The sequence below is a fragment of the Pseudomonas sp. NMI760_13 genome (assembly GCF_021283245.1).
GTDB classification, from domain to species: Bacteria; Pseudomonadota; Gammaproteobacteria; order Pseudomonadales; family Pseudomonadaceae; genus Aquipseudomonas; species Aquipseudomonas peradeniyensis.
This window is the reverse complement of sequence record NZ_JAJSRC010000001.1, coordinates 387743-414491: the sequence shown is the minus strand read 5'-3', so window position 1 is coordinate 414491 and position 26749 is coordinate 387743. Positions and strand designations below refer to the sequence as shown.

Genomic DNA, 26749 nt, shown 5'->3' with positions numbered 1-26749 from the left:
CTAGGCTCTGTGTGAAAAGCCTTGATACTCGGTGATGCTGCGTTGAAAACAGCCTCGGAATGCTCATTTACAACCCGTAAACTCCGCTTCCTCGGCTGTTTTCGCCTTGCCTGACCTTCGTCTCAAGACTTTTCACACAGACCCTAGGTTCTGTACGAAATCCCGAGAAACCCAATCGGCGCCCTTCGGAAGCTGAAATTCTGTAGGGTTGCCGGCCATCTACGGAAAGGAATTCTGTGATGGCAAAGCGTTACGAACTCTCGGATGAGGCCTGGGGTGTGGTCGCCAATCTCTTCATCGAAACTCATGGCCGCGGGCGGCCCCGCCTGAGCGACCGTCTGATGCTCAATGGCGTGCTCTGGGTACTCTGCTCGGGCGCTGCGTGGCGAGACATGCCGGAGCGCTTCGGCCCGTGGTCTACGGTGTATCAGCGGTTTCGGGGCTGACGAAATCAGGGCATATTCGGTCAGATGCTCAAGCGCTTGCACCTGAGATTGAATGAGCAAGGCTTGATCGATTTGCAAACCTGGATGATCGACTCAACTGCTGTACGCGCAACCCGAGCCTCTTCTGGCGCCGGGAAAAAAGGGGGCCTGATGAGCCTGCCGATCACGCTCTAGGCCGCAGTCGCGGTGGCCTGACAACCAAAATCCACATGCTCTGCGACGGCAACGGGGCACCGTTGCGCTTCCTCCTATCTGGCGGTCAAGCCAGTGACATCAGCTATGCCCAGCCATTGCTGGACGAAGTCAGCATTCCATCAAGCCAACGTGGCCGTCCGCGTAAACGCTGCAAGTGGTTGCTTGCCGACAAGGGCTACGACGCCGAGGCACTTCGCCGCTACTGCGACCAATACCGAATGCAGCCCGTCATCCCGCTGCGCTCGATGAAGCGCAAGCCCAAGCCTGGCTTACCCAGACTGTTTGATCGGCCCAAGTACCGACAGCGCAACATCATCGAGCGCATGTTTGGCTGGCTGAAAGAGAACCGCCGGATCGTGACACGCTTCGACAAGCTCGCGAAAAGCTATGCCGCCATGGTCTCACTGGCTTGTGCCATGCGGTGTTTGCGACATTTCTTTTCGTACAGAGCCTAGACGATGACAGAAGGGGCCCCTCTAGTCCGGCTCAAATCCCCTCAGTGGTAGGTATCTGTCTGACAGACCTTGCTGATAGCATCACCCGAGGCAGGAGCCGTATGCGGTAGTTCCGCGCGTACGGATCTGTGCGGGGGCGGCAGGTAACTGCCGTCCCTACCGCGACCTCTTTGCCTATGCTACGACTCCAATACTTGAGATAATTTGATAAAGTGGCGCGCATCGACAAGACTCGCTACACGATAGAAACAGGGGAGCACCCGTCTGTATGTATCGCCGACTAATAAACCATATTCACGGTGAAGCATGATCACGCGCGGACATTTAATTGGCGAGATAGTTGACGGGCTCGCAACTATTTCACAGCAGGTATCTACTCGGTGCCAGCTTGGACTTACCGATCTCAATCGCTATCTTGAGGATTTTTTTAAGGACTTCTTAAATGAGGCTCTCTCATTGCTCTTGTGTAACCTTAATGACGACAGAAGCAATGAGCCAGGTCTAGACCTTGGCGATGAGGTCGCCTCAATTGCCTTTCAAGTTACATCAACAAAAACCTCTCAAAAGATCAATAAGACTCTCAAGGTGCTTTTTGAGAAAAAAACTGGTTTCACCGAAGTCATCGTACTGATAATCGGAAAGAAACAATCGACATACACTATTAATTCGGCGTATGCAAAAGCATTAAGTTTCACCGAGAAGAACATCTGGGATATAGACGACCTATGTAGGAAGACTATATCCCTTCCACTTGATCGTTTGCAGGCTCTCTATGACCTTGTCCGTCGCAACTTGACAAGGATTCGGATTGAGCTGGAGATCCCCGATGAAGATGGTAATTTTGCAACATCAATAGATTCGTATATTGAGAGAATCCCTAAGCCGCAGTTTTCGAATTTCAAGAAATACTATGCCTATCAACAGGGGGTTGAAGAGAATTTTGAGCACTCGCTGAGCGAAGTCAGGGAACACTTTAAAAGCTTCGCCCATAAGCTGGCCGAACTGCCGAGAATCACTCGAGAGTTCTATGCTTTTCTTCTGGAGCGCAGAGAAATGGACGACAAAAAGACACCAAGCGGAAGCTTCTATCGTGCGTGCTTATGGTTAAACTACAACAAGCTTGTAAGAACCTGCAAATTCCCCGGCCTGAGGGAAGAGCTTATATTGCTTGACGAGCACGGCTTCGCAGATATTGAGGAGCAAGAGAGCAACCAAAGCCCATTCGTTAGAATTTTCGCTCCGATAAAAATTGACGGTTTTATATATGAGCTCGTCGATTACATTGAGGCCAAAGGCATAGGATACAAAAAGCCAATTGTCTCACTGGATTTCAGCGGATTTTGATAAGTTAATGCAAGTCACGTTTTACCGTCTCGTGCCTCACATTGCCGCAAGAGTATGCGTGTATCAGCTTCCGGCAGGATCCGTGGATCATAGTCAGCTTTCAGTCAGAAGAGAGCTCTCCTTCAACTTTGAAAATTCCTGCGTATTCTCTTGGAATACTGACGGGATATTAAATAAATGGAGCCCTGTATAAATATGAGCAATAATCGTGAGCCGTGGTTTTCCTTGCGAGATCTTCGCTATTATCGGCAGGGTGAGCATGCTATCGATAATGTTCATCTTCTTTTTCCATTGGGAACAGGCGAGTTTGATTACGCGCTGCCAACAGATAGTTCAAATACGGTGCTTAGGCTGGTTCATTATCTTTTCTCATCTCTTGATGAAAATGAAGAATTTGATAACGATAATTTTCAGGCGCTACTTAAAAATCTTAATGATCCTGACGGCTTGACTATGCAGACGCTGGTTAAGGATGAATTTTTGGCGACAGATTTTTTGGTGTTTAGTTCCTTCAAGGCGCACAAGTCAATTGATGAGAGCATTGGGGGGCTTCCTGAGATTAACCTAGGGCTCCGCGCTTCTATGCTAATTCTCCAAAGGGTATTAAGTAGCTTTCAATCAATCTCAATTCTTATAAAGAACAGTATGTACTTTGATGTTAATTGCTTACTTCGTTCGGTTCTTGAGCAGATAGGGCATGCCTATCAAATTAGGGGCGCAAAAGATAAAATAGAACTTGATAAATTTGAGCCTACCAAATCCATCACGCCGCTGAAGGAGATTATTCCCGATGCAGGCAGCCTCAATGGCATGCTAAGTGACTATATACACAACAATAAGAAGATATGGGGGGTGTATGTGGAGAGCGAGCCTGCGCAAGAGAAGTCAGGCAACAAGACCTACGTAGTTGCCCGCTCGGGCAAAAGAACGAAGGGCTGTATTCTAGTATTTACTCGCATCATAGAGGCTTATTTTTCGGTTTTGGCGGATATTTATCTTAATCACTGCCAGCAGATCGAAAGTGACTTTAGGGATGTGACTGCAGACTGTTTTGATCATATCGCTAAGTTGAAGCGAGATATGGCGGGACGGTATTATTCAGAACCTGAAGCTTCTGCGTGAAGCAATAAAGTTCTGAGGGGTGAGGGTGAGGGTTTGTACGTGGCCGGACATGTTTAGTTCCCGGCAGGGAGAGTCAGTCGAGTCCTGTCTGGCTATTTATTTCGAGATCGACTTACTGAGGATTCAACGATTTTTTTAGCACAATTGGGTTTAAGGAGTCAATAGGCGACGGTTTTTCAGAGAAAACTAAACAGGTGCGAGTTCTTGCTCTGCGCCGCGCCGTACATTCTAGCGATGAAATGCGGAATTTACACGACCACTGTCATTTGTTTGCCGGTGATGATGAAGTAACTGGGAAGCAGGTTCTATTTATTTACATAGATGCAGTTTGTAACCGGTCAGTGTTCCCAGAGCCTCCAGCAGATAAAGATCTATGCCTGGATCTGAATTGTGATGATGAAAATATCATATATGTTGACAAAATATGCAGCGGGGCTATTTTCAGGGAGGTCTGATCACACATTGTCAGCATCCCAGTTTAATGATTAGAAATCAACTCATCGGGGTTTTGCAATGCATCAATCGATGTGGCTTGCCTTTCTGATGTGTTCAGCTTCTTGGATTTTGATAATGATGCGGGCCTCACAGAGCCTAGGAGGGTCATAGGGAATCCCCAGCTCAGCGAGGACTCCCGCTAGCTTAAGCTCTGCGACTTCCCCTTCAATGCGCGCGACAAGAGAGTTGATCGATTGCCCCGTTTCAGCGCCGATGGTAATGGCGACTAGGCTCTGTGTGAAAAGCCTTGATACTCGGTGATGCTGCGTTGAAAACAGCCTCGGAATGCTCATTTACAACCCGTAAACTCCGCTTCCTCGGCTGTTTTCGCCTTGCCTGACCTTCGTCTCAAGACTTTTCACACAGACCCTAGGCCGGGCCGGTGATGTAAGCGTCCGAACACTAGCTTATGCGATCAATGACTACTACCTAGACCATTTTTACCTAGCAGACAATGAGTCCCCCATCCCAAAATCTCGAGGCAGATCATGGATGAGCATCGCGAAACACCTGTTCGACTGGATTACTTCCGTTTAGTTAAACGCCTGAATGAGCATTTGAGCAAACTCGGCGATGAGCGAATTGATTAGGATATTCAAGGGGCTTGGGCAGTGAAGCGGTTATCAAGGTTAATCAATAAAGTTATTAGGCATAATGGCTTTTAAAATCATTCCGGCTTGAAATAAATTTTCATTGGAGATGGGGTCTATGTCGGAGCAAATAGTTAGTGATCTAGAGGCTGCGCATGACTACAGAGATCAGCTCTTAGAACGATTAAATACCGACGACCCTGCGTCGTACGTGCTCCCAGTAGAGCGTCTTTATGAGGCCGTGGAGTTTATTAAGGGTCAGTATCCAGGATTGGATTTTACCGATACCGAGTTGAAGTCCAAGCTAGCTGAACTTAGCGCAGCAGACGTGTCTCGTCATGAGTCTGATATGGGAGAGCTGCGTTCTGAAGTTGAACGGATAGCAAATAATATTGGATATAAACTCCATGGTGGAGTGTCGATGGGTGTAATTCATGGGGCTGGCGTTAAGGCTATACAGCAAAAGGTGATGCTCACTGAAGCAAGCGTGATCTTCATGACCAGGCATCTAAGCACGTTGATCTATCGTTTGGCCAAATTGTTGGCGAGAACTTTGCCCCAAGATGTTGATGTGGATGGAAACAAAAGCATAGTTTGGTCACTTGATGAGGTTAAAGAGGTTCTGTACGCTGACCGGCAGTTACAGCAAGATTGGGACTTTTTTTTCATGGATTATTCTATAGATCCCGACTGTCCTTCCGTAGGCGAAGCGCGCAAAGTGGAGGGCAGTGATGAAGCTCATCTTGTGTTTGATCTATGCGAGTCAATGGAGTGGTTTGTCCTGAGCCATGAATATGGCCATCACATTATGCAGCATTCGCTTGATGGAGTTGCTGGGGTTCAGGGGGAGGAGCATGAGTTGGCAAAAGGAAAAGAATGTCAAGCGGACTTGATTGGAGCCCACATATGCATGGCATTGGGCGCTCAGAATAATCGGGGATTAAACTTTACTGCGATGTTCAATATTGGGGCAGTGGTTATATTGACAGCGCTGGATTGCATAATGCGTGGTAGGTCAATTATGCGGTCTGGGAGTGATGATGGCTTTTCGCATTCTAATACGCATCCCCCACTTGATTACAGGTTGGGAGCTATATCATTTATGCTTCGGCATATTTATAAAGAAGAGAAGCCTGATGCCATGGAAGAGGTCCAGTGGGCATTGAGTATGCAGAGTAGTGCCAAAGAACTCATTGAGTATATTTGGGGGCACTCTAAGAAATATCTGGAAAAATGCTATTTGCATGGGGTTCGATCTCAGTAGATAAGAACAATGCAGTCTGAGAGATGCTGTGGCTTCAGTCTAAGAAACTGCGGCGACGCATTGCTTACAAGATTCGTATACCTCGATCAGCCGCGCACTGAGTGCCCCGCTCTGGAACAGCATTGGCGGGAGTGAACCTAAATATGGGTGGTTGGGCAGTTGCTGATCCATTTCTATCCCCGGCCTGAGTGCTCCAGTGCTCCAGTGCGCTATGTTGCGCTTTGGAGCTCGGAGAGACCTCAGAACGGTATACTGTCTAGGTCTTCGTCATGGTCAGGAGGACGTGGCCCGGGTTGCGCTAAGGGTTGTGCAGCAGGCCGAGGCTTGATGGATTTAACAGGCTTTAACTCGGGGAGTAAATCCGGGGCTTCCGGGGCTGCTGCGAGAGGAAGCGATAACTCAAGTCCAGACTCAGGTAGCGGTGCTGATTTCCCAGCCTCCAGAGGTTTTTCATCCACCTCTTTTGTGGGCTGCGCTTGATTTGCGGTGTCGGTTCCTGCCGTGTCGACATTGGTTTCTACGGGGTTGGCTTGAGCTTTAGCAGTTTTGGCTTCGTCCGCTGCTATTAACAGCTCATCCGGAGCTAGGTCTACGAAATCCCGGCCCATCATCATCTTGTAATGCGCCATATGATCTGCAGCTTTGAATATCTTGTAGAAAATAATCATGTAACTGGCTGCGGTGCGCTCCCCTATTGCCAGATACAAATCATCCTGCGTGAAGTGCGATCCGTCGTTTACCCAGCTAATCAGAGATTGGCATTGTACCTTCTCTAAACCCTCGAATTTACCCAGCAGCACGCTTGTATCGATCCCGCCCAGAATCTTGAAGTAATTCTCCAGAATCCTCCGAAGCGTATTTTGTAGTGTCAGCGCTGGAAGTGGTTTTCTACGAAGCTCGCTCCACAGAAGTTGATAGGACGTCTTTATCGGATTCTGTTCATGGCGTTCGATTTTCGTAAAATCATCGGGCTTACGAATGACCCAGAAGCTCTCATGAGTCATAGCATTGTCAGCGCTACGTTGAGGATCAAACGTGATTTCTTTATGGAAGTGTACGTTGTGCGTTAGCACAAAAATCTGCCTTATGGTTGAGCTCGTGTCTCTCACATCTCGGAAAAGCTGCTTTATCATACTACCAACTATGAATAGCACGTCACTATCCAAACTGGATACGGGGTCATCAATTACCACAATACGTTCATTTGTCAATCCGGAAGTTGTCGTGCTACCTTTCAGTAAGTGGTAGAAGTATAAGAAGGTGACAAAAGTTTTTTCACCCTCACTTAAGGTTTTTCGCGCATCCGCACCATTCGGACGAATAAGTTTGTAAGAATTGTCACCTTCCGCAACCTCCAAAGAAAAGCTACGGAATCCAAAGTCTTTGAGTAACGAATTAATCGCTATTACCGTCGGTCGCACACTGGTAAGCTCGGACTCAATGGCTGCAATATCCACGTTTGCCTGAGTTATATCTTGTTTGGCTCGCTCCAATGAGCGTGATAATCCACCAATAGCGCCATCGATCTTGGCTTTGTCAGTTGTGTATTCTGATAACGATGTCTTTAACTCAACTTCAAGCAGATACTTCCATACGTCCGAGGTTAACTTGGCTTGTTCCGTAGAAAAATCCGCAACAAGCTTATTGTGCTCGGCATTTTTTATATTTGCTGTCGCAATTACCTTCTGAATTTTTTCATCTAAATCTGCAATGCTTTCTAGTCGAATTTCAGTGCTAGGGGCGATCGTCTTACTGACTATGCGTTCCTTATTGACTTGTAAAAGCGCCTCAAAAGCCTTCAGGTCCAGAACTAGAGCTTCTTTATCTAGGTGCTCGTAATCACCCTCTAACAGTTTCTGTGCTCGAGATGCTAAATCCTCGACCTTGGAGAAATACCGCTCCTTGAAATCATTTAGCGCTTTAATGTCCGCTTCAAACGTTTCGTCGAAATATTCAACAAGATTTTTTTCAAAATCATGCGGGGTGCCTTGCTGACAGAACGGGCATTGTTCATCCGTATGCTCCAGGTATTTGATACCCTGACGCACCCAATCACTATTGCCCAATCTCTCGATAAGCGCAGCCACGTCAACATCACTTTTGCCGATAATTTTCTTTTCTAGTATAGGGTTCGATGCAAGTAAGATTAGCGGCGAAAGATCAAGCGTTGGGACAATATCCAGCGCGACAGGTGTGCGGCCATAGAGCACAAGCGCTCTTTTCTTTAGGTTTTCAAGGTCAGCTAGCTTGGATCTGTTGTTGAGATGCTCTTGCAGTACTCTGGTTTTGAAGCTGTCTTTACTGTTCCTGGAACCCTTGAATGCCACCTCGAAGACATCGTCATACTTTATTTTTTGTTCCCAGCAGTGCCCCACTAATCTTGCATCCAGAGCTTTCAAGTCGGCAAGCTTACCACCGTTTCCATCTGGGCCGCTGAGTTGAACAATGGCGCTGTCCCGTAACTGCTCACAACGTTTACGCCCAGCCTTTAGTGTCTCCAAACGATCCAGTTGGGCTTGTTCAGCTTTGCCCAAGGTAAACACGCCTTTAAGATCTTTGGAGTCGCTGTAATTTTCTGCTATAAAATCGCTATTGTAGACCAGCGTTGAGATGGAGTTATTGTTCTTCCAAGTCACTGCACAGTCTGACGAAATACTGGGGTTTGCAATGAGGCGACTGAGCGTCGTTTTACCCGCTCCGTTTGCGCCATAGATGAAGTTAACTGGCTTGAGTGCCGCCAAAATTTCCGGGGTGTCTGGGTGATAAGTTGCAATCTTCTTGAGGGTAATAGACTCGATCATCTCTCGCGTCCATGAGAAGCAGCGATGCATTGTCGCTGCTTTGCTTGAGGAAAGGGTTGGCAGACCCGCAACCGATCGCGCAGTTAGAATGCGGCCCGGTATGACCTGGCGAGGTCGAAAACCGGACGGGGCGCACCATGGCGTTCGTCTCCGATAAGCCTAGATGATTGCTGGCTTTTCGCCAGTCCGGCGATCGCAGGTTTTCGGGGTACAAGGGGAAGTTGGAGTGGGCGCGTACATATAGGTGTAAGCCATGAGCCCGCCTCAGCGCCTTCCATCATCCTGTCAGGGATTTTTCACGGTGGTCCTCAACCCACAGATAGGCTGAGGATAATTTTAGAGATAGAGAGCTATCATCTGAAGAATAATATCCATTAAATTCAAACTGTTGAGTATTGATTCGACTCCTGTCTCCGCACCAAGAAAATCAATAGGTTAGTCTATTTCCAGCTTCACTTTCTGTTGGTCTTGACAGCAGGATGAGAGCATCTGAAAGGTTTTTCTTACACCTGAACCGCTCTCTCTCCCTCCTGAGATGAAAGTAGAAGGTTCGATTTCTGACCGTGACACCTCTATTTTCAGTGCTTCCAGCATAGTCTCCCCACCCTGAATTTGCGTTGAGGGTGCAGACCGGGTGGTAAGGACATTGCCAGTCGGCTGACGCAGGAGTCTTCATGCAAATCCCTGATAGGCTGGTGGACCTTCTTGTCAGTTCCGTCTCATCTGCAACAATTGTTGGGGCCGTGGCCTGGCTGCTGAAGTCTTGGATTGGCGAGCGTCTGCGAGCTGGGATCAAACACGAGTATGACGACCGCCTGGAGCAACTGAAAGCCGACCTGAAGAAGCAAGGTGATGAGAACCTTGCGGTACTCAAATCCGAGATTGATCGACAGGCAGAAAAGCTGAAAATTGCATCTGCGTCCTTCTCTGACGTTCAGCGCGCTGTGATCCACAAAAAGATTTCTGCTGTTGAATGCCTGTGGCTGGCTGTCATTGAGATGAGACGGCTTACCCCTGCACCAATCATTACCTCTGAAGTGCTGACTAGGTCAGAGCTAATTGGAGCATATGAGGGACCACTAGGAGATGATATCCGCGCCATTGAATTTGGGCTCGCCACAAAATTTTTTGGTGAGGTAGAGAATCACAGGCCCTTCCTAGGAGAGGTGGTGTGGTCTCAGTTCGCGTCAATGGCTAGCTTGATGAGCAGGATTGTGTATCTATTTCGGCAAGGACGTGTAGATCCTGAAAAGCTCGTCTGGTACGAGGACCAGGGTGTTCTGCAGATTGTCTTAGTGCTTTTCGGAGCAGACCTCGCTGAGGAGTTCCGCAACCTGAAGCACTCATATATCCGATGGCTGAACGCCCACTTTGATCAGCAACTGTTCAGTACTATCGACGTTTTCTTGAGCGGCCGGGAGTTTGGAGAAGCAGCGCTGAAGCACGCCGAGTTTGCGCTGGGAGCTATTACTCAGCCATCGCCTGTTCCTTAATTCTCAATATAGTCGTAGTCGAGAAGTTGGCGTGTCGGGCCGTTGCTCGTGTACCTAGGCCGGCGCGAAGCAGTGCCTTGACCCGTTTGTGCAACTCCTCGTCCACCGGCCGGCCTTGGTGCTTACCTGCTGCCTTGGCCATTTGGATACCCTGGGCCTGGTACCCGCGGCGCTGTTCGTAGTCCTTCCAGGCGATAGCCGCCATCATTTCTACCATCGGGCAAAAAGGGGACGGATTTATTTGAAGCTTCTGCTGAAAAATAAATCCGTCCCCATTTTTCCTGTCCCCATTTTTCCTGTTAAACCGTGAGGCCGGCGACCCTGGCGGGATCAACTCCAGGACGGCACCAAGGGCGGCCGGGCCAGAGCCTCGATGTCCATGGAACTTGCTGGAAGGGTGCATTCATAAGGTGCTTGAACTGAGCAGCAGACGTCGTCTGCGGGTAGCCGCAATCTGACTGCGCCAACGAAAGCTGCCAGAAGGATCTGCAGAAAATCATCCTGCTCTGTACGGTATGTCCTGCATACACATAACCCCAAAGGCTTCGATGAGTTACGAGCGGCTTACGCATGCGAGCGCTATAAGCAAAAAAACAACTCCGCGATCAATATGCCAATTAGGTCGGCGCCTTGATCGCGAGGCTCGCAGGCGTATTAATTACGAGCTTGGGCCACGTCGGATCGACGTGGTTGATACCTTCATCGGAGGGCTGGCATGAAGAAGCCCTTCGATATAGAACAGCTCTTGGCTGCAGTGCTGAAGGGCGCGCACGTAACAGCCCTGAATTGTCTGCCCTTCAAAAAATTATAACAGTTGTTGGCCGCTCCATATCGATAAAAATCTTGATGATTGAGTCTCTATATATAATAGTCCAAGTGTTCAATGGTGCTTCTGTAGCGTCGTGCTAGTGAAGCTTGGCGGCGACAAGTAGTTTTTATGGAATTAGCATTGTTGTAGTGTTTTAAATTTCATGATTTCTCATTGTTTGTGTTTCATGCAGAATATTTTTTGATTCAGCGCAACTATAGCAATAGCAAGAGATGAAATATTAGCTAAAGCAAGTGAATAAGAGAATCGCTCTGGTCCATCCGGCCTGACTATAAGCGGCGTGCAAATTTCTTGACCTAAAAGTGAGTTCCAGATGGCCACATAAGTTAAGATTGTGATTAGCGCTGCGATAAGCATCAGGGCGCTGTTGACTCTCATTCGTTTGTGTTTTTTTGCGAATAAAGACTTTATGTAAGCATCTTTGTCGGCTTTGCACTCAGATTGATCTAATATGTTTGGTAGTGCAAAGGCGACTATTCCGCTGCTAACAAGCATCATGATTGTGCGAAGGCCGAATTTTTCGTAGAAACACCAAATTCGCAGAGGGTCGGCTAATTCGCAGAATTGAGTTGCAATAAAGGTAAGATATGAAAAAAATGCGTTATCCATTAACTGCTTCCTCTACTTGAACTCGGAGTCATCCGCTGTCCAGTAGTTCCAATTCCCTTGTGTGAAATTCGTTAGTTTGTTGTTGGTGATAAATTCACTGGGGATTACGTATTCTGAGTTGGTTTCGTCATTTATGCGCTTAATTATTTTGGCATCAAGTAGAGGGAGGTCTGAAATAGTATTCTCTGCAATTTTATTATTGTTGTGTTTTTTAAGGTTCAGCTTTGAAAGCTTTTTTCGACCTGCAACAGCATGATCTAAAACCTTCATGCAGAGCTCGGCGCCTGATGCCATTCCATTTTTATTGGTTGCAATAGCGCCACCAAGAAAAAGGCTAACTTTCGGCCCGTAAAGTTCATAGTAGAGGTGCAGTAGTCCTGTGGAGATACCTCCAGATATAGTCGGTATGAAGTGCGATTTGTAAATGTGGCTGGTATATCGGTTTATTGACTCTGCTAGCAATGTTGTATCTTCAGTCGCGTTGTAATGTCTTTTATTCCCAGGGAGTGCGACGAAACCCCCAGGATACATTATGTCAACGCCGCAATGAGATAGGAACTTATCAAAAAATAAATCTGGTATGCGTTGGGATAATGACTTTTTCATAAGTGGATAAGATGTGATTATAACTTCTGGATTTGCTTCTTTTGCTTTTTTTATCTTGGAAATCGCATCAATTCCAGCATCGATTTTGACAGTTATTGGTTGATTTGGTATGCGTTTAGATAGTGTCTCTATCGCCTTGTGTATGTTTCCTGAATAATTGCTGAGATTTACGGAGTATGAAGAGGTGTTACCTCTCGGCTTGCTCTGTTCTGCAACCTGATTAGCTAGTTCGATATGCCAGTCAAGTTCATGCTCGCTCAAAAGAATTTTTCTTGTGTCGGGCTCGATGATATTGAAGCCGAGTTTTGCGGCCTCTAAACACTGGCTTTTAAAGTCATCGTTGGACAGTCCAAGCCTAGGCTTTACTGAGAAACCTAATAATGGTGTGAAATCATCTAGCTTGAATTTATAGCGAATTGATCGCGGTTGGGTGTGTTTTAGAATCAGGTTGTGCTCAAGCTCTTCCCATTGAATATCATTTATGTGGATTCTTTTGATTGATGAGTTTGATAGGCTGAACATATCACCGATAATGGAGTCAATTAAATGTACATCTCCGCCGAAATTTATGGGAAAGTAGCGAGAGGGGATGTTAAATTCAAAGAAGTACTCTTTGTCCCTGATGTGTGTGAACTTGTTTTCAAGACGCCTAGGATCTAAAGAACTCTTGATTTCGGCTTCCAAGCTGTCAATGATATTCTTTGAGTAGCTCTCAAAGCTGCCAGCAAGAATATTTTGTCGAAGTGATAAAAAAATACTATCAATAGTGCTGCTGGCATTGTCGGTAAGCTCGATAATGCCATTGATTTTTATACGAGGCATGCTATGTTGTCCGGATTGAATATAGCTGTGACTTCAAAGGCGATGTAGGAGTCGCTGGGTGATTTTAATATATTATGGGCCTTGTCTGCAGCGTCCTTAAAAGATGAAGCTGTAGGTATTACACTTTCAAAGCTGCCGATTTTTGTAAGTATTGACTCAATCGAGGTTCCTGTAATAACCTTATTTATTATGCCCCAGAGTTTGCAATTTGTATTGTATCCTAATCGTAGTTCTATCGCTCTCCCTTGATAAATCTGTCGCTCCGTGTATTGGCCTCGCATGCGACGCAACTCCCAGGTTTTTTTATTTTCTGCAAACCATGTAAAAGGATCTTGGGATAGAGGAACGAATAATCTTGCGTTCTCGAAGCATGGATTTTGTTCGATTTTTCTCCAGTAATAAAGCTTCACATAGAGTTTAGGCTTTGGGAATAGGTCTCCATTGGAAGAGTAAAAAGGCACGCGTTGATTCTTAAGCTTTACTTTTGCAAAGCCTGCGTGCTCCAAGAAGTCAGTTGATGATGCGTCCTTGATTTCACATCTTCTTATAACTTCTATGTGCTTCGCTGCAAAGGGTAATATGGCTGGTAGAGCTTTCAATGTTTCTTGTACTACATGAGTTCCGAGTTGGTAGCCGCGGTATTTATGCGTCCGTGCGATACGGCTTATCCATATTAACTTAAGTCGCTCCTGTAAGAAAATTCTAATTTCGGGGGAGGGTATACCCCAATTTTTTTCATTCATCCCTAGACTTTCATATAACGAAGGGTCTATGTGGTACCTCCCTTTAGGATTGCCGAATTGTAGGGTGTCAATTATGCAGCAGGCAATAATTTCGTCGCGGTTCTTAATTGCGAAATATATCCCTTTATTTGGCGCTGAAAGGTAATGCGTTTGCGATATAAGGGTAGTGCATGCTTTTTTGTCCTTTTCAGAGACGACAATAGAAAATGTGAGATGGGGGAGGCCTGGGATGTTTATCGCTTTGCAATAATGAGGATATACTTGGATCTTTGTGTTATTTGCTTCTATGCAGATAACTCTATTTGAGTCCAGTGTTAACAATGTTTCAGGCATCAATAGTGCGGTTTTGTAAAAGTGTGCCAGGCCAAATGGTATATGAATCTCGGCTCGGTTGGCGAATCGAAAAACACGCTGGCTGCATATGATTTTCATCCTTGGAAGCCTTTCTTTGTTAGGGTGGTTTCAATAGGTTTTTATTTTGCTTGGGATTTTATAACGGAAAATTTTTCAAGTTCCATCAAGGTCTATGAGCCGTTTCACATTCGGAAGCTAATAGAAGGCTTTGTTTTTATTTGACTATTTTATTTTCTATTAAGATTTCCCATTGGAAATGTTGAGAAATTAATTGGCCTATTCCGATTTTTTCGGAGTTGTTTGGCAGTATCCAAGCCTTGGTATCTCTCCGCGCAGCGATTACTGCCTGCCGAGTAGGAGATTAATAAAGGAAAAAAGTCGGTGGAAAAGATAATCCACATGGTCTGTATCGATCACCGGCACCTGGCGTTTCTCGTAGTGACGAATGAGGAAACTGTTGCCAATTTCGGTTAGTTGTTTTGCTTCGGATTCAAGTATTCCACGGAAGGTTTTTTCGCTTGCCACAGTGTCTAAAATTATCGCGATCGATGTTTTCTTATCTGCATCCGCAAGCGACTTCAATCGTTCGAATGCATCCCATAAGCGCTCAAGTGCTTCCCGACGAACGATAGGGTTTGGTGAGGAAAATTTCACCCGAGCCTCTTCCATGGCATTGTCTAATATCTTATCACCTGTCCGAAAGAAGGCTCGACTAAGCGTCTCACGCAGGATCGGAGGTAACAAACGTACGATACGGCCATTGGATTGCAACTCGTAGGCAACCCCGCATCGTGCGAAAATACTGTTAACGTCGGCCATAAAGTCGAATTGGCCTTCAGCCTGATTAAAACCCAAGTGATTATGGTGGTAATACTCGTGGCGTTTCACTATAAAAGGTTTCGCCACTACAGAATGTACATACTCTATGAAGTCCAGAGCCAGCAAAGTTTCTGGAGCTATTGCTATGGGAGGCTCGAAGGTAAGTTCAGGATCTATCTGATTGGTTTGAAGCGGCCATTCCAAGCCTGGCATTAGCGCTCTAACAGTGGCACCCAGAGCATGTTCATCAGTCCCGTAAGGGGCGGCACCCTCAGGACAGTTCACCGGAAATCGGAAGCCAAAACCACCGTTAGCTATGTACGCCCGTACCAAAGCCACAATAGCGGCCCAAGCAACTGGCGAAATTACCTGATTAACACGTGGAGCAGGTCCGTTCTCGCGATCACTGAAATAATCTGTCATCTTAGTCTCTCCTGTACTGGGGCGCGAATTTGGCTTCCCTCTACGCCCCCGACCCCGGATTTCAAGGGCCAGGGGTTAGGGTGCCGCTGAGCGCTTCTACTTTGACCGCTGGTCCTCAACCAACTCGAAATAGTTGTGTTTAACCGAGCGCACGGTCCCTTCGATTACCGTGCCATCGCTCTGTTTGATCCGAGCGCGTGAAAGATCAGGAGTCTTAAGTAGAGCAACCCCAATTTCTAAGGGAGTGACAATCAGCGAGTAGCAGCTATCCATGCGCTGAATCAGCACTGAGTATTCCTGCGGCTCTGTTGTTCGACCCAGCTCGCCTTGCCGACCGTATGTAAGAGTCAATTCCATCTTCCCTGCTTTCAAACTCACACTGACCTCCTGACGTTGTATGGATACATAGATTTTCGCTTTCTTACGGACTTGGGCCCAGCGGTTTAACGCTGGACTTAAATGTTTCCACGGCCTTTCTGCCGTGTCCGTACCTGTCGCTATTCGATTCGATAATCCCCGCGGGTCGTATGTTTCGCTTGGTCGGCTACATGTCCTCATGTCCTAGTATATTAGGTCAAGACCAAATTGTAATTTACTTAGAGTTCAGCCATCAGTGCTGCGACGATTTTATCGTGGCGAACCTGAATTGCATCTTGGTTCCAAACGCTTCCTGCGCCGACAAATTTTGCTATTTCACGTTGTTGGAAATTGTGCTGGTAGGTCTCCAATTTTTCGGCAAATGGAATGTTACCCACTGCACAGTTGTGGGATTTGGATACTAGTAAGTAATTGCCGAGGCAGTTCAGATATTCACTCTTGAAGGTTTCATCGTATGTGCCATAACCATGAGGGCTAGCTGTGGGCTCGGTGGAGGGTGCGATGTGCTCCAGTTCTGGACGTTTGATGTCGTTATTACGACGCGGTTCGTAACCGCGCTGGCCTTGCCCTTCTAGGTGTACTTCATATTTCCATAGCAGGTGTCTAGCGGTGGGGGGTCTAATCTCCCATTCTAGAGCCTCTGCCAGCTTTTCATTGTTCCAATATGCCCACCATCCGCTGTCTACAGTTTTGAGATACTCGATGTTCTCAAGGATGGGCTCTATCGCCGGCGCTTCGCTGGTAAACGCCTCGTAAGCATCATTGATGCGGGACGTGATATCCGCACGGGTGCCAATCAGGCGATGTCGGATTATCAAGCTTTCAAAGGCAACACAAAGCTTGTTTTTGTCCGATAGGGGAAGACCAAAGCGGTAGGCCTTGATAATAAATGGCAGTACAACTGCGATTCCGCCCAAACTCACCAGTGAGTGGATCGGAAAACTGTTTCGCTCGTCATCGCCGAAAAATACCGATAAATGCTCGAAACTGATGGCTAGTGCACTAGTGAAGTCTTTCACAAACTCAAGAGGCGACTCTGTTGAGAGCATTTTCTCAATTCGGTCCAGCGCACCGCTTTCCCACAGGGTATTGAAGTGAACGCGCAATGTGTACTGCAGCACATCGTCTTCATTGATGCGATATTCAATTGCCGAGATCGATTTGTAGATGGTTTCGAAGCGATTCTGGATCTCTTCGATCAAACTGTCCTTCGTTTGCTGGTCTTCGCCATGAAGGTGAATGGCATACATGAACTGCGCCTTTACCACCTCAAGGTTTGATGGGCGCTTGCCGCGGTTGTTCTGGAAGATGAACATCTGGATGGCTTCAGCTTCATCCCGCACTGGGTGCGTACTGCATGATGCCTGAGATACAATCTGCAACATGTCAGTAAGGTAGGCTTCGGGCTGAGCACCCAGCTTCTTTTTGAAGAAGTCGAACGCATTGATGAGTCGCTGAGCAGATGTGGTCAGTGAAGCAGGGGCGACGGTTCTGGACTGGTTTATCACATAATCGACGAAGGTCCGGTTGTCGTAGTCGACCGTCTTGAAGCGGATCTGGCTCTCCCGCTTGATCATGTCTTTGTAGCAGTCCTGCTCATCTTCGGTGAGGGCACGCTTGACTTGTAAGCATGCGAACAACGCAGCTAGAAAGAGCGTGATTGTGGTCAGGCGCTGCTGGCCGTCAATTACCCGATACTCTCCCTGCGTCTGCTCAAATAGGAAATGGCCAAAGTAATAAGGGCTGCGGGATTTGCTATTCCGATAGGCTTCCAGGTCGGATAGAAATACCTGCGTCTGACTGGCGCGGATCGAATTTTCAGCTGGCGTATCCCAAGCATAAGCGCGTTGATAAGCTGGCACGACGATGCGGTTGTTGGCCAGCATGTGGCGAATGGTTGAAGAGGCTTCCACGAGCTATTTCCTTAACGGGTGGTGGCGTTTTGCCTCATAATCGCTTGAGTCGTGATTTTTTGCATGCTCGGGCGCCAAATTTTTTTACTCGGCCCAGTCAGCGTCCCCATGGCTTTATGGATAGAGCACACTGGCCAGGAGGTATGCAGATTCCTAATCTCGCAGGGCACCAATCAAAATAGCCTAGTATTTCCCGATGCGATTCCGCAGAAAGCCATAACTAGCTGATTTTTTTGTAGATACCTATGAGGTACATCAAAAAATCCACCAAATTCCAGCCCTACGAAAGCCGGGCCCTCACGCCTAACAACCGTCCGTCTGTCTCCGCACTGTTTTTCGTAGACCTCGATCAAGCCTCGTTCAGCTGCGCCGAACCGGCCTACTGAGGGGGCTATCTGAGCGCCCTTGTGATGTAGGCAGTTTCCCGCAGCACCAATCGCCTTTTCCCAGCCGTCCTAAGCTTGCATTAGCAGCCCTCAAGGAATAAATTCCCTCCGTCGCCGAAGCATCGGCGACGCGACCTTGGCCGGTCGGAATCGAAAGGCGCAACAGCGCCCAGTCTTCATCGCAGGCGCTTTTTTGTGCCCGCGATGTCGCGTCATGGCGGTGGTGCGCGGGACACCTTCGGGTGTGTCGGGCCCCTTTCGTCCCGGTCGGCCAACCCGCGTACTGCTGCCACCTAAACTTGCTTGGCCGCGAGCGGTGGCAGTTCCACAACGAAAGGAACTCATGCATGACCACCAAGATACTGAGGATCCTCGCATCCGCTCTCCGCCGCCCAACCCCTGCGGCCACCCCATCCCCAACCTTCTACCCGATCGACAGCCACTCCCTCGCCACCCGCGCCAACCGGGAGGTGCCCCATGCCTGACCATGAACGCCTGTCCACTCTCCAGAGCTACGTCTGGACCCTCGAACTGCTCGGCGAGGCGCTGGTGCAGCACGACGAGGTGCTGGAGTGCGAGCACAACCCGCAACTGAGCTTCCGCAACACGGCGGGCATCCACCAGGCGATCCGGATCATCAGCCGGTTGGCCAGCGAGCAGTTCGGCAAGCTGGAGGCGATGAAAGAAGAGTGTGTTTCTAGAGACTGATGCCACGCATCATCGGGGCCGCCTTGCGGCCCTACTGCGTGGCATGCCCTGATCGGCCGTCACTTGCACCGCCCCGTTCTCAACCATCGCCAGAACATTGTGGCTGCTTCACCCACCCCCTTCTCGTATCATCAGCGCCTTCGCATCCGGAACGAACTGTGTGAAATCGCCAACTGGAAAAGCGCCAACTGCCGCTGATGGGCCGAAGTGGGACGTCGCCGAGGCTGTCAATCAGCTCTCGTGGGACGACTTGCGCATCATCAAGACGCTCAGTGATTGCGGCAATCGTGCGGCGACGGCCAAGAAGCTTGGCATCAATGTCTCCACCGTTTCGCGCCGGGTTGCCCAGGTCGAGCGTACGCTCGGCATCGCGCTGTTCGACCACCGCAAATCAGGCTATCTGCTCACCGCCGAGGGTGCCGAATTGCGAGCACTCGCCGAGCGCGTGGAGCTGGATATCGTCAGTGTCACGCGACGTGTTTCACGTTCAGGCCAAGGCCACCTGGGGAAACTTCGCATCACTACCAGCGACTCGCTGCTGCTGTACTTCTTCACCCCCATCATCGCGGACTTCAAGGCCCTGAACGAGGGGATCAGCCTCGAGGTGCTGGTGGGCAATGAGACCCTCAGCCTCGCCCGGGATGAATCGGATATCGCCATTCGGGCGACGAGAAAACCTGCGGAGAGCCTGGTGGGCCGTAAACTGGCGAACATTGCCTGGGCTCCTTACTGCAGCGCCAAGCAGGTGACCGCCGAGCCCCTGTTCGAAGAGGGGCAGGCATGGGTGTCCTACTCGGCGGCGCTCTGTGGTTTGAGGGCGACAAGCTATGTCGAAAGCCGGGTCGCCGCTGAGCGCATTGCCTACCGCACCGATTCTGTTGCAGCCGCAAGCGTCGCCATCGCGGCGGGCCTGGGGTATGGATTCCTGCCCTGCATGCTGGGCGACATCACCCCGGGGTTGGTACGCGCAGGCCCGGTGGTGCCAGAGCTTCAGGACGAATTGTGGCTGCTGACGCACCAGGACATTCGCAAGTCGTGGCGCGTCAAAGCATTCATGACCTTCTGCGCCGCTGCCGTGGCCAGTCAAAAGCCCTTGGTCGAGGGGCAGTCGGTACTCCCGGTCAGCTGATCGCAACCGGGAGTGCAGCTTAGATTTCCCGGGCGCCAATCACGGCCTTGCAGGCGATCTCGATCAGCTGCGGGCGCTGGGCAAGCCGCGACACCCCAATGATATTGCTCGCGCACTGAGGCCGCTCAGTGCCATAGGCCGCCTTGCGCACTTTGCCGACCACCGCGAACGCGGCATCCATGTCCAGTACATAAAGCGTTTCCTCGACAACGTCTTGCAGCGTCGCGCCATACAAGGCGAGGAGCTTTGAGATGTTGTCGTAGGCGACCTGCATCTGCTCGCCCATCGATGAGAAATCGCTGGGCTTGCCGTCGGCGTTCAGCGGCGCGGGGGCCAGCAGATTACCGGCCTCGTCATGGTTGAACTGGCCTGAGACGTAGATCTCGTTGCCGACCCGCCGTGCCTGCGGATAGCCATACGCCTCCTCCCAGGAAACGCCCCAGTAGGCGGTCTGTTTATTGAACGGTTGTGAAGCTGCCATTGCATTCTCCTGCACATGACGGACCGGCTTGATCCGAATGGAACGGCGAATGCTAGCAGCGCGGCTGCGTATTCAATGGCGCAAAAATGAGCCGGTAGAGGCGCAAAAGTGCGCCACCGAGAAGCGCTTTGTTTCGTTATCTTCTGCTCGTCCTCAAGCAACGACGCTGAGGCGAGCACTCGTGGCTACGGTGATGCCCGCAACGTGCGGGCCCCGAAACGGGTGCGATCGAACTTCATCAAATTGAAAGGAAACAACAATGAGCAATCCTAAGACTGAAGTCCTGACCCCGTTCAACAGCCAGCTGATCTTCATCGACCAGCAGCCGCAGATGGCCTTCGGTGTTCAGAGCATCGACCGGCAAACACTGAAGAACAACACCGTTGGCCTGGCCAAGGCCGCGAAGATTTTCAATATCCCCACCACCTTCACCACGGTCGAGACACAAAGCTTCTCGGGTCACACCTACCCCGAGCTGCTCGCGGTGTTCCCCGACGCGCCGCTGCTGGAGCGCACCTCGATGAACTCCTGGGATGACCAGAAGGTGCGCGACGCCCTCAAGCGCAATGGCCGCAACAAGATCATCGTCTCCGGCTTGTGGACCGAGGTCTGCAACGCCACCTTCGCCCTGTCGGCTATGAACGATGCCGGCTATGAAATCTACATGGTCGCCGACGCCTCCGGCGGCACCACCAAGGAAGCCCACGATTACGCCATGCAGCGCATGATCCAGGCCGGCGTGGTGCCGGTGACCTGGCAGCAGGTGCTGCTGGAATGGCAGCGGGACTGGAAGAACCGCGACACCTACGACGCCGTGATGGAGCTGGTGAAGGAGCATTCCGGTGCCTATGGCATGGGCGTCGACTACGCCTACACCATGGTGCACAAGGCGCCTGAGCGCGTTCAGCATGGCCCCACCTTGGCGCCTGTCGCTGCCGCTGTCTGAGCCATCGCCAGCCCCTGCCCTGGGGGCTGTTCACTGACGTGCGAAGGGTGCGCAGTGGGCTGATCCGAATCAACGAGCCTGGCCTGGAACCTCTGGGGTCTCCAGCGCCCAGCGCTGTTCGCGTCAGGCGCTCGCATCCTGCTACCTGGATTAATGGGTGTGTATGAACAAGGACAACTCTACCGTGCTGGCGACGCTCACTCTGGCTTCGACAGGGCAGCTCAAATCCTGGCAGTTGAGAACGGCCAAACAGCTGATGCTGGACAGGCTGGATACCTGCCTATCAGTGACTGAAATCGCCGAAGCGTGCGCATTGTCGCGTAGTCACTTCTCACGCATGTTCAAGGAAAGTACCCGGATGTCCCCGCAACAGTGGTTGCGTGAGCAGCGGGTGATGAAGAGCAGGGAGCTATTGAAGACTTCCACGATGTTGCTCGCGGAGATCGCACTGGAATGCGGCTTCTGCGATCAATCTCACTTCTGCCGCACCTTTGTGAAGGCTGAAGGCATGACACCAAAGGCTTGGCAGCAACAAGCCATTGCCTGAGGTGTAACCCCCCCTTGCAAACCAATTTGTTACAGCGGCAGATTATTTCTAAAAACAGTGCGCACTAAATTATTGCGCAACAACTAATTGCGAATTTTTGGCGTACAAACAGTGAAATCGCCAACAGCATTCCCCAAAGACATTAAAAGTGAGGAAAGCCATGAACGTTCTCTACACCGCAGTCGCCACCGCAACCGGTGGTCGCGATGGCCGAGCCATCTCCAGCGACAAGCACCTCGATGTGAAACTCGCCACGCCGAAGGAACTGGGCGGTGCCGGTGGTGATGCCACCAACCCTGAGCAACTGTTCGCCGCGGGTTACTCGGCCTGCTTCATCGGCGCGCTGAAGTTCGTCGCCGGCCAGCGCAAACGCAGCATTCCAGCCGACGCCTCGATCACTGCGCAGGTCGGCATTGGCCAGATCCCAGGCGGCTTTGGCCTGGATATCGACCTGCACATCAACCTGCCAGGCCTGGAGCACGCTGATGCACAAGCGTTGGTGGAGGCGGCCCACCAGGTGTGCCCGTACTCCAATGCCACCCGTGGCAACGTCGATGTCCGTCTGCACGTCACCGTCTGACCTACCGCCTCAGCAGAATCAGGGGATTTGAAATGAACGTTTTGACCAAAGCACTCGCGGGCTCGCTCCTTGCCTTGTCGATCGGTAACGCATTCGCTGACGCTGGCGTCGAGCACAACACCCAGGCATTCCTCGATGCCTTGAACGCGGGCGGTGGCAAACCCATTGAGCAGCTTTCGCCGAAGGATGCCCGCGCGGTGCTGAGCGGCGCCCAGGCCGGGGTGAAACTGACACTGCCCAAGGCGGATGTCAGCGAGAAGACCATCACCGTCGATGGCCAGGCCATTCGCTTGACCATCGTGCGCCCGGCGGGTGTGAAGGGGACCTTGCCGGTGTTCATGTACTTCCACGGCGGCGGCTGGGTGCTCGGCGACTTCCCGACCCATGAGCGCCTGGTGCGCGACCTGGTCGTCGGGTCCGGAGCGGTGGCGGTGTTCGTCAACTACACCCCGTCCCCTGAAGCGCACTACCCGACGGCGATCAACCAGGCCTACGCGGCAACCCGATGGGTGGCCGAGCACGGCAAGGACATCAATGTCGACGGCAAGCGCCTGGCGGTCGCGGGCAACAGCGTCGGCGGCAACATGGCCGCGGTGGTCAGCCTGATGGCCAAGGACAAAGGCACTCCGGCCATCAAGTACCAGGTGCTGCTGTGGCCGGTGACCGACGCCAACTTCGAGACCGCGTCGTACAACCAGTACGCCGAGGGGCACTTCCTCACCCGCAACATGATGAAGTGGTTCTGGGACAACTACACCACCGACCCCAAGCAATGTGCCGAGATCTACGCCTCGCCGCTGCGCGCGACCACCGAGCAGTTGAAAGGCCTGCCGCCAGCGCTGGTGCAGACCGCGAGTGCCGATGTGCTGCGTGATGAGGGGGAAGCCTATGCTCGCAAGCTGGACCAAGCCGGTGTGCCGGTCACGGCGGTGCGTTACAACGGGATGATCCATGACTATGGCTTGCTGAACGTGGTCAGCCAGGTGCCGGCGGTACGTTCTGCAATGCTGCAGGCTGGCGAGGCGCTGAAAGTGCATTTGAAGTGAGCCCACCCAAGCCCGCAAGTGGATGCCAGGAACAGGCGATCACCGCTGGAAACGAAAAACCCGCCAGACAGCGGGCTTTTTCGTTTCTGGTTTGACGGTAGCGATCGGCAACGTATCGCCAGGCGGGTCTACCAGAACCACCCACCCCGCGCGAGCTCCTGCTCGCAACTCCGATACTGCGCCCCGAACACCGAAGCGCGGGTCTGGACCTTCTGCGAGACGTTCTTCAACCACGGCTTGGCGTCATAGCTGCGGTTGCGGTAGCCGCCCCAGCCTTCGTGGTAATTCAGGTACTGGCCATAGGCGTCCCACTTGGACACGCCGTTGACCTGCTGGCTCTTCTGCATGTACCAGCCCATGAAGTCGATCGCGTCGGCGAAGTCGTCGCGGGCGGCGCCCCAGCCGCCGGCATCGCGCTTGTAGTCGGCCCAGGTCTCGTCCTTGGCCTGGGCGTAGCCGTAGGCGCTGCTGACCCGGCCCCAGGGGATGAAGCCGAGGAAGTAGTAGCGCGGCGGCAGGGCGTCGTGCTTGAACGAGGACTCCTGGTACATCATCGCCATCGGCACCTGCACCGGCGCACCCCAGCGCGCCTGCATCTTCAGCGCCGCCTCGTGCCATTTCGGCTTCTCGCGGAAGATCTCGCAGAGGTTGTCGGGGTTGGCCGGGGGCTTGGTGGCGCAGCCGGCTACAGCCAGGAGAAGGGCCGGCATGGTGAGCCGAAGCATGGAGAGGGGTTCCTTGTGCGGACGTCGGGTCGCAGGGCGCTGACGCTTTATACATTCTTTTGAGACGTAGATGAATCAGCGGGCGATCACACGATTGCAGTGTGGTGGCGTAAGCCATTCGATCCCAGCCCCTGCCGTGACAAGCCTACAGCAATACTATTCATACGCGACGCTCAGGTAGCCGTTCGATATCACCCCCGACAGATAGCGGCATGTGCCTGTCAGGCGACGCTCCCTTGAGCGACCTCGTCGTGCACCTCATTTCAAGGCGGCCAGTTCATGCAAGCGTTGAAAGATCAGGCTTTCCCGGCCTGGGGTGGACCTTACGGAGTTGCTGCTCTGAACCGCATAGTCAATCCCGTCGAGTCTCAACAGTTCGGTGATCCCGGCGGCAACGTACTGCCTGAGCTCGTCTTCGGCCGCCTTGAGTTCCTGCATCAGTTCGGGGCGCCCATCGATCACGATCAGGATGTCTTCTACATCCTTGTGATAAGGGTCGTTTCCCCCTCGGCCTTTGAACGCTTCCAGTTTGGTAGCCAGGAAGTACGGGGCCCTGAATATTTTTATCTCCAAGCCACTTGGAAGTGGTTGTGTAGCGGAATGAGCCAAACCTTCGACAAACCATCTGTTGGTGTAGCCCAGGACTTCTGCGGCTGTGGGCATGATATCTACGATCACGTCGTTGAAACGAAACCGGCAATTGACGTCATCCTCGCCGGTTATTTTTATGTTTTTTGCGGCGAGCCGTTCCGTGAGGCGGGTCCATTGAACGATACCGGCCAACTCGATAACCAGGTCGACGTCCTCTGTGTAACGTATGTCATCGATGATTACCGGATCGGTAACCAACATGGCCGTTGTGCAGCCGCCCACGAATGCGACTTCATCCAGCAAGTCTTCACCAAGCCCGTGAGCGACCAACTCAAGGAGCTCGTAGTTGTGGTCAGCGCTGAAGGGCATTTACTTCACCCCCAATCCAGCTTTGAGAATGCCTACCGCGACACTTGTTTCGCGAGGGCCGCCTATACGTATTGCGTCAACCAGGGCCAGATAGTGGTACAGCGTACGGTCCTGCTTCACCGCATGGGGGACCGTCTTGTAGAGAGGTTCTATCAGCTGGCCGCGCTCGACCCCCAGTGGGTCGGGCCAGACGTAGAGGGTCTCTCCAGCACTGCGGATGCTGCGGTTCAATGCGGGAGCGGCGAAACAGGTCGGTATCCCGCGAACCAAAGCGCCTGGTCGTACGGGAAAGAAGTACTTGAGCGCGTGCTCGGCAAGCTTGAGAAGCTCACGGCGATTGACCTTCGGCAGCCCGGTAGCATGGTCGTTGATCAGCAGGCCTGATTCGCGGCACCTGCCCATGGCATTTGACACTTCGCTCTTGCTCAGGCCCAGCGATGCCGAAAGCGCCCTGACTGAGTAGCGATCACTCCAGGACGAGCGCGCTGCGTCAACAGGTTCAACGGGATCGGTCCAGCCCTCCCAGCTTTCGCCCCCCATGAGGATCAAACGCGCTTCCTTGGCGACATTTGAATAGGAAAGAGCTGGCGCCGAATCAGTGTCGGGATATTCAGAGCCGCTTGGCCTCAAAAACCTTCCCGTTCGGTTGTATTCCCAGTCAGGCGCCTGCATGGCGCTCTCAACCGCGCGGTCGAGCTGCTCGTTGTCTATCAGCAAGTTCTCCTCCTGGGCATAGAGGCTCGCCATCTTGAACAGGAGCAAAATATCTTGACTCTTCATTCGAGTAAAAGTCCTGGTCGTCCACATTCCATGATTCGTGGACACTTTAGCCTCTGACTTGCTGATTATGTCAAGAGTTTTGTAACTGCCCATAGGCTGGATTCGAAAGTGATAGAGAGGGTGGGGGCGACGTTCCACGCCCATCATCTGCCACTTTGGGTTAGAGGCCGATTCATCCCTTTCCTATACACCTGAAGGACCTTTCAGGTTGTCTTGAGGCTCGGCAATCGGGTGCTGATGCTACTGCTGGCCGGTTCCTAAGGGAGTAGGCGGTCCAGTGAATTTAGAACGCAGCGGTTACTTGGGCGTTTTTCCCTACGCTCACTACGCCAGACCCCAACCATTCCACCCGCTCCCTCAGTTCATCGAGCGCCATCTGGACGCGCTCATCTTGGGCATTGTCCAGGCTCAGGAACAGGGAAGCTGCATCGGCACGGTTGCCGGATGTATCGAGGGTGTCGTAGGCCCAGATTTCCACCCACGCCCGGGTGTCGTCCACCGATTGGCTGAGGCGCAACGAGCCATCGGCAAGCAGCGCATCAAAACGTCGCTTGGTCATGCCGTAGATGGGCTGCGTGGGTGCGGCCAGGAGCGTTTGGCTGGCCAGGGCCGTTTCACCGGCCAGGAAAACACCATGGCCGAGAGGTGGTTCGGTAGAAATTGCGACTTTGCGTTTCACAGGGGAGCGCAGGTAAGGCCGAGCCTGTTTGAACAGCTCGGGCGCGCTGGCGCTGAAGGCATAGGTCTGCACCGCGCCGTT

Annotated in this window: 23 protein-coding genes and 2 pseudogenes; 12 read left to right on the top strand and 13 right to left on the bottom strand. The window is 51.4% G+C overall.

Annotated features, from left to right (window positions below; all coding sequences use genetic code 11):
* The first annotated feature begins 239 nt into the window (after positions 1-239).
* The 4 genes and pseudogenes from LU671_RS01835 to LU671_RS01820 all read left to right on the top strand — a co-directional run bounded on the left by LU671_RS01835 (position 240) and on the right by LU671_RS01820 (position 5911).
* Positions 240-1096 (top strand): annotated as a pseudogene (locus tag LU671_RS01835) (IS5 family transposase).
* Between the two features lie 306 nt (positions 1097-1402).
* On the top strand, positions 1403-2440 hold the full coding sequence (locus tag LU671_RS01830) for an SMEK domain-containing protein (protein ID WP_232854774.1): 1038 nt from the start codon (positions 1403-1405) through the stop codon (positions 2438-2440).
* A 195-nt stretch (positions 2441-2635) separates the two neighbouring features.
* Positions 2636-3562 (top strand): hypothetical protein, encoded by a 927-nt coding sequence (locus LU671_RS01825; protein ID WP_232854773.1) that lies wholly within the window; start codon positions 2636-2638, stop codon positions 3560-3562.
* A gap of 1203 nt (positions 3563-4765) precedes the next feature.
* On the top strand, positions 4766-5911 hold the full coding sequence (locus LU671_RS01820) for a hypothetical protein (protein WP_232854772.1): 1146 nt from the start codon (positions 4766-4768) through the stop codon (positions 5909-5911).
* A 239-nt stretch (positions 5912-6150) separates the two neighbouring features.
* On the opposite strand, the gene LU671_RS01815 is transcribed toward LU671_RS01820, so the two are convergent.
* Positions 6151-8712 (bottom strand): AAA family ATPase, encoded by a 2562-nt coding sequence (locus LU671_RS01815; protein WP_232854771.1) that lies wholly within the window; start codon positions 8710-8712, stop codon positions 6151-6153.
* A 674-nt stretch (positions 8713-9386) separates the two neighbouring features.
* Here LU671_RS01815 and LU671_RS01810 point away from each other — a divergent pair.
* Positions 9387-10205 carry a hypothetical protein gene (locus tag LU671_RS01810; RefSeq protein ID WP_232854770.1) on the top strand — a complete coding sequence of 273 codons (819 nt, stop codon included), beginning with the start codon at positions 9387-9389 and terminating at the stop codon, positions 10203-10205.
* Here the strand turns inward: LU671_RS01810 and LU671_RS01805 are convergent.
* The 7 genes and pseudogenes from LU671_RS01805 to LU671_RS01775 form a co-directional block, all read right to left on the bottom strand.
* Positions 10180-10422 (bottom strand): annotated as a pseudogene (locus tag LU671_RS01805) (recombinase family protein); the annotation flags it as partial. The gene LU671_RS01810 and the pseudogene LU671_RS01805 sit on opposite strands and share 26 nt — an antisense overlap.
* A 762-nt stretch (positions 10423-11184) precedes the next feature.
* The gene (locus tag LU671_RS01800; RefSeq protein ID WP_232854769.1) at positions 11185-11643 is read right to left on the bottom strand and encodes a hypothetical protein; all 459 of its coding nucleotides are present in this window, start codon (positions 11641-11643) and stop codon (positions 11185-11187) included.
* A gap of 12 nt (positions 11644-11655) precedes the next feature.
* On the bottom strand, positions 11656-13071 hold the full coding sequence (locus tag LU671_RS01795; RefSeq protein WP_232854768.1) for a RuBisCO large subunit C-terminal-like domain-containing protein: 1416 nt from the start codon (positions 13069-13071) through the stop codon (positions 11656-11658).
* Positions 13059-14246 carry a hypothetical protein gene (locus tag LU671_RS01790; protein ID WP_232854767.1) on the bottom strand — a complete coding sequence of 396 codons (1188 nt, stop codon included), beginning with the start codon at positions 14244-14246 and terminating at the stop codon, positions 13059-13061. The genes LU671_RS01795 and LU671_RS01790 overlap by 13 nt, the downstream gene beginning before the upstream one ends.
* Before the next feature lie 261 nt (positions 14247-14507).
* Complete coding sequence (locus tag LU671_RS01785) at positions 14508-15410, bottom strand: AbiJ-NTD4 domain-containing protein (RefSeq protein ID WP_232854766.1); 903 nt, start codon at positions 15408-15410, stop codon at positions 14508-14510.
* A gap of 96 nt (positions 15411-15506) precedes the next feature.
* Positions 15507-15788 (bottom strand): hypothetical protein, encoded by a 282-nt coding sequence (locus LU671_RS01780; protein ID WP_232854765.1) that lies wholly within the window; start codon positions 15786-15788, stop codon positions 15507-15509.
* 218 nt (positions 15789-16006) lie between these two features.
* A complete protein-coding gene (locus LU671_RS01775) occupies positions 16007-17701 on the bottom strand; it encodes a DUF262 domain-containing protein (RefSeq protein WP_232854764.1) in 1695 nt (564 codons plus the stop codon).
* Between the two features lie 733 nt (positions 17702-18434).
* Between LU671_RS01775 and LU671_RS01770 the strand changes: the two genes are divergently transcribed.
* The 3 genes from LU671_RS01770 to LU671_RS01760 all read left to right on the top strand — a co-directional run bounded on the left by LU671_RS01770 (position 18435) and on the right by LU671_RS01760 (position 19924).
* Positions 18435-18572 carry a hypothetical protein gene (locus LU671_RS01770; protein WP_155721688.1) on the top strand — a complete coding sequence of 46 codons (138 nt, stop codon included), beginning with the start codon at positions 18435-18437 and terminating at the stop codon, positions 18570-18572.
* Positions 18565-18795, top strand: a complete 231-nt coding sequence (locus tag LU671_RS01765) for a hypothetical protein (RefSeq protein ID WP_186594201.1) — start codon at positions 18565-18567, stop codon at positions 18793-18795. The genes LU671_RS01770 and LU671_RS01765 overlap by 8 nt, the downstream gene beginning before the upstream one ends.
* Positions 18796-18955: 160 nt before the next feature.
* Positions 18956-19924: a LysR family transcriptional regulator gene (locus tag LU671_RS01760; RefSeq protein ID WP_232854763.1), complete on the top strand. Its 969-nt coding sequence runs from the start codon at positions 18956-18958 to the stop codon at positions 19922-19924.
* A 19-nt stretch (positions 19925-19943) separates the two neighbouring features.
* Here LU671_RS01760 and LU671_RS01755 read toward each other — a convergent pair whose 3' ends face one another.
* On the bottom strand, positions 19944-20405 hold the full coding sequence (locus LU671_RS01755) for a RidA family protein (RefSeq protein WP_062575164.1): 462 nt from the start codon (positions 20403-20405) through the stop codon (positions 19944-19946).
* Positions 20406-20664: 259 nt separating this feature from the next.
* Here LU671_RS01755 and LU671_RS01750 point away from each other — a divergent pair, with 259 nt between their 5' ends.
* From LU671_RS01750 to LU671_RS01735, 4 genes are all read left to right on the top strand, one after another.
* Positions 20665-21351, top strand: a complete 687-nt coding sequence (locus LU671_RS01750) for a hydrolase (protein ID WP_096049340.1) — start codon at positions 20665-20667, stop codon at positions 21349-21351.
* A gap of 163 nt (positions 21352-21514) precedes the next feature.
* Positions 21515-21898, top strand: a complete 384-nt coding sequence (locus LU671_RS01745) for a helix-turn-helix domain-containing protein (RefSeq protein ID WP_232854762.1) — start codon at positions 21515-21517, stop codon at positions 21896-21898.
* A gap of 160 nt (positions 21899-22058) precedes the next feature.
* Entirely contained in the window at positions 22059-22478 is a 420-nt protein-coding gene (locus LU671_RS01740) for an organic hydroperoxide resistance protein (RefSeq protein ID WP_186714190.1), read from the top strand.
* A gap of 32 nt (positions 22479-22510) precedes the next feature.
* A complete protein-coding gene (locus LU671_RS01735; protein WP_232854761.1) occupies positions 22511-23524 on the top strand; it encodes an alpha/beta hydrolase in 1014 nt (337 codons plus the stop codon).
* A gap of 128 nt (positions 23525-23652) precedes the next feature.
* Here the strand turns inward: LU671_RS01735 and LU671_RS01730 are convergent, their stop codons facing one another.
* The 4 genes from LU671_RS01730 to LU671_RS01715 form a co-directional block, all read right to left on the bottom strand.
* On the bottom strand, positions 23653-24249 hold the full coding sequence (locus tag LU671_RS01730; protein WP_203648025.1) for a transglycosylase SLT domain-containing protein: 597 nt from the start codon (positions 24247-24249) through the stop codon (positions 23653-23655).
* Positions 24250-24507: 258 nt separating this feature from the next.
* Complete coding sequence (locus LU671_RS01725; protein ID WP_186714187.1) at positions 24508-25209, bottom strand: hypothetical protein; 702 nt, start codon at positions 25207-25209, stop codon at positions 24508-24510.
* Positions 25210-25989, bottom strand: a complete 780-nt coding sequence (locus tag LU671_RS01720; protein ID WP_232854760.1) for a MarR family transcriptional regulator — start codon at positions 25987-25989, stop codon at positions 25210-25212.
* Between the two features lie 283 nt (positions 25990-26272).
* A complete protein-coding gene (locus tag LU671_RS01715; protein ID WP_186714185.1) occupies positions 26273-26740 on the bottom strand; it encodes a hypothetical protein in 468 nt (155 codons plus the stop codon).
* Between the last annotated feature and the right edge of the window lie 9 nt (positions 26741-26749).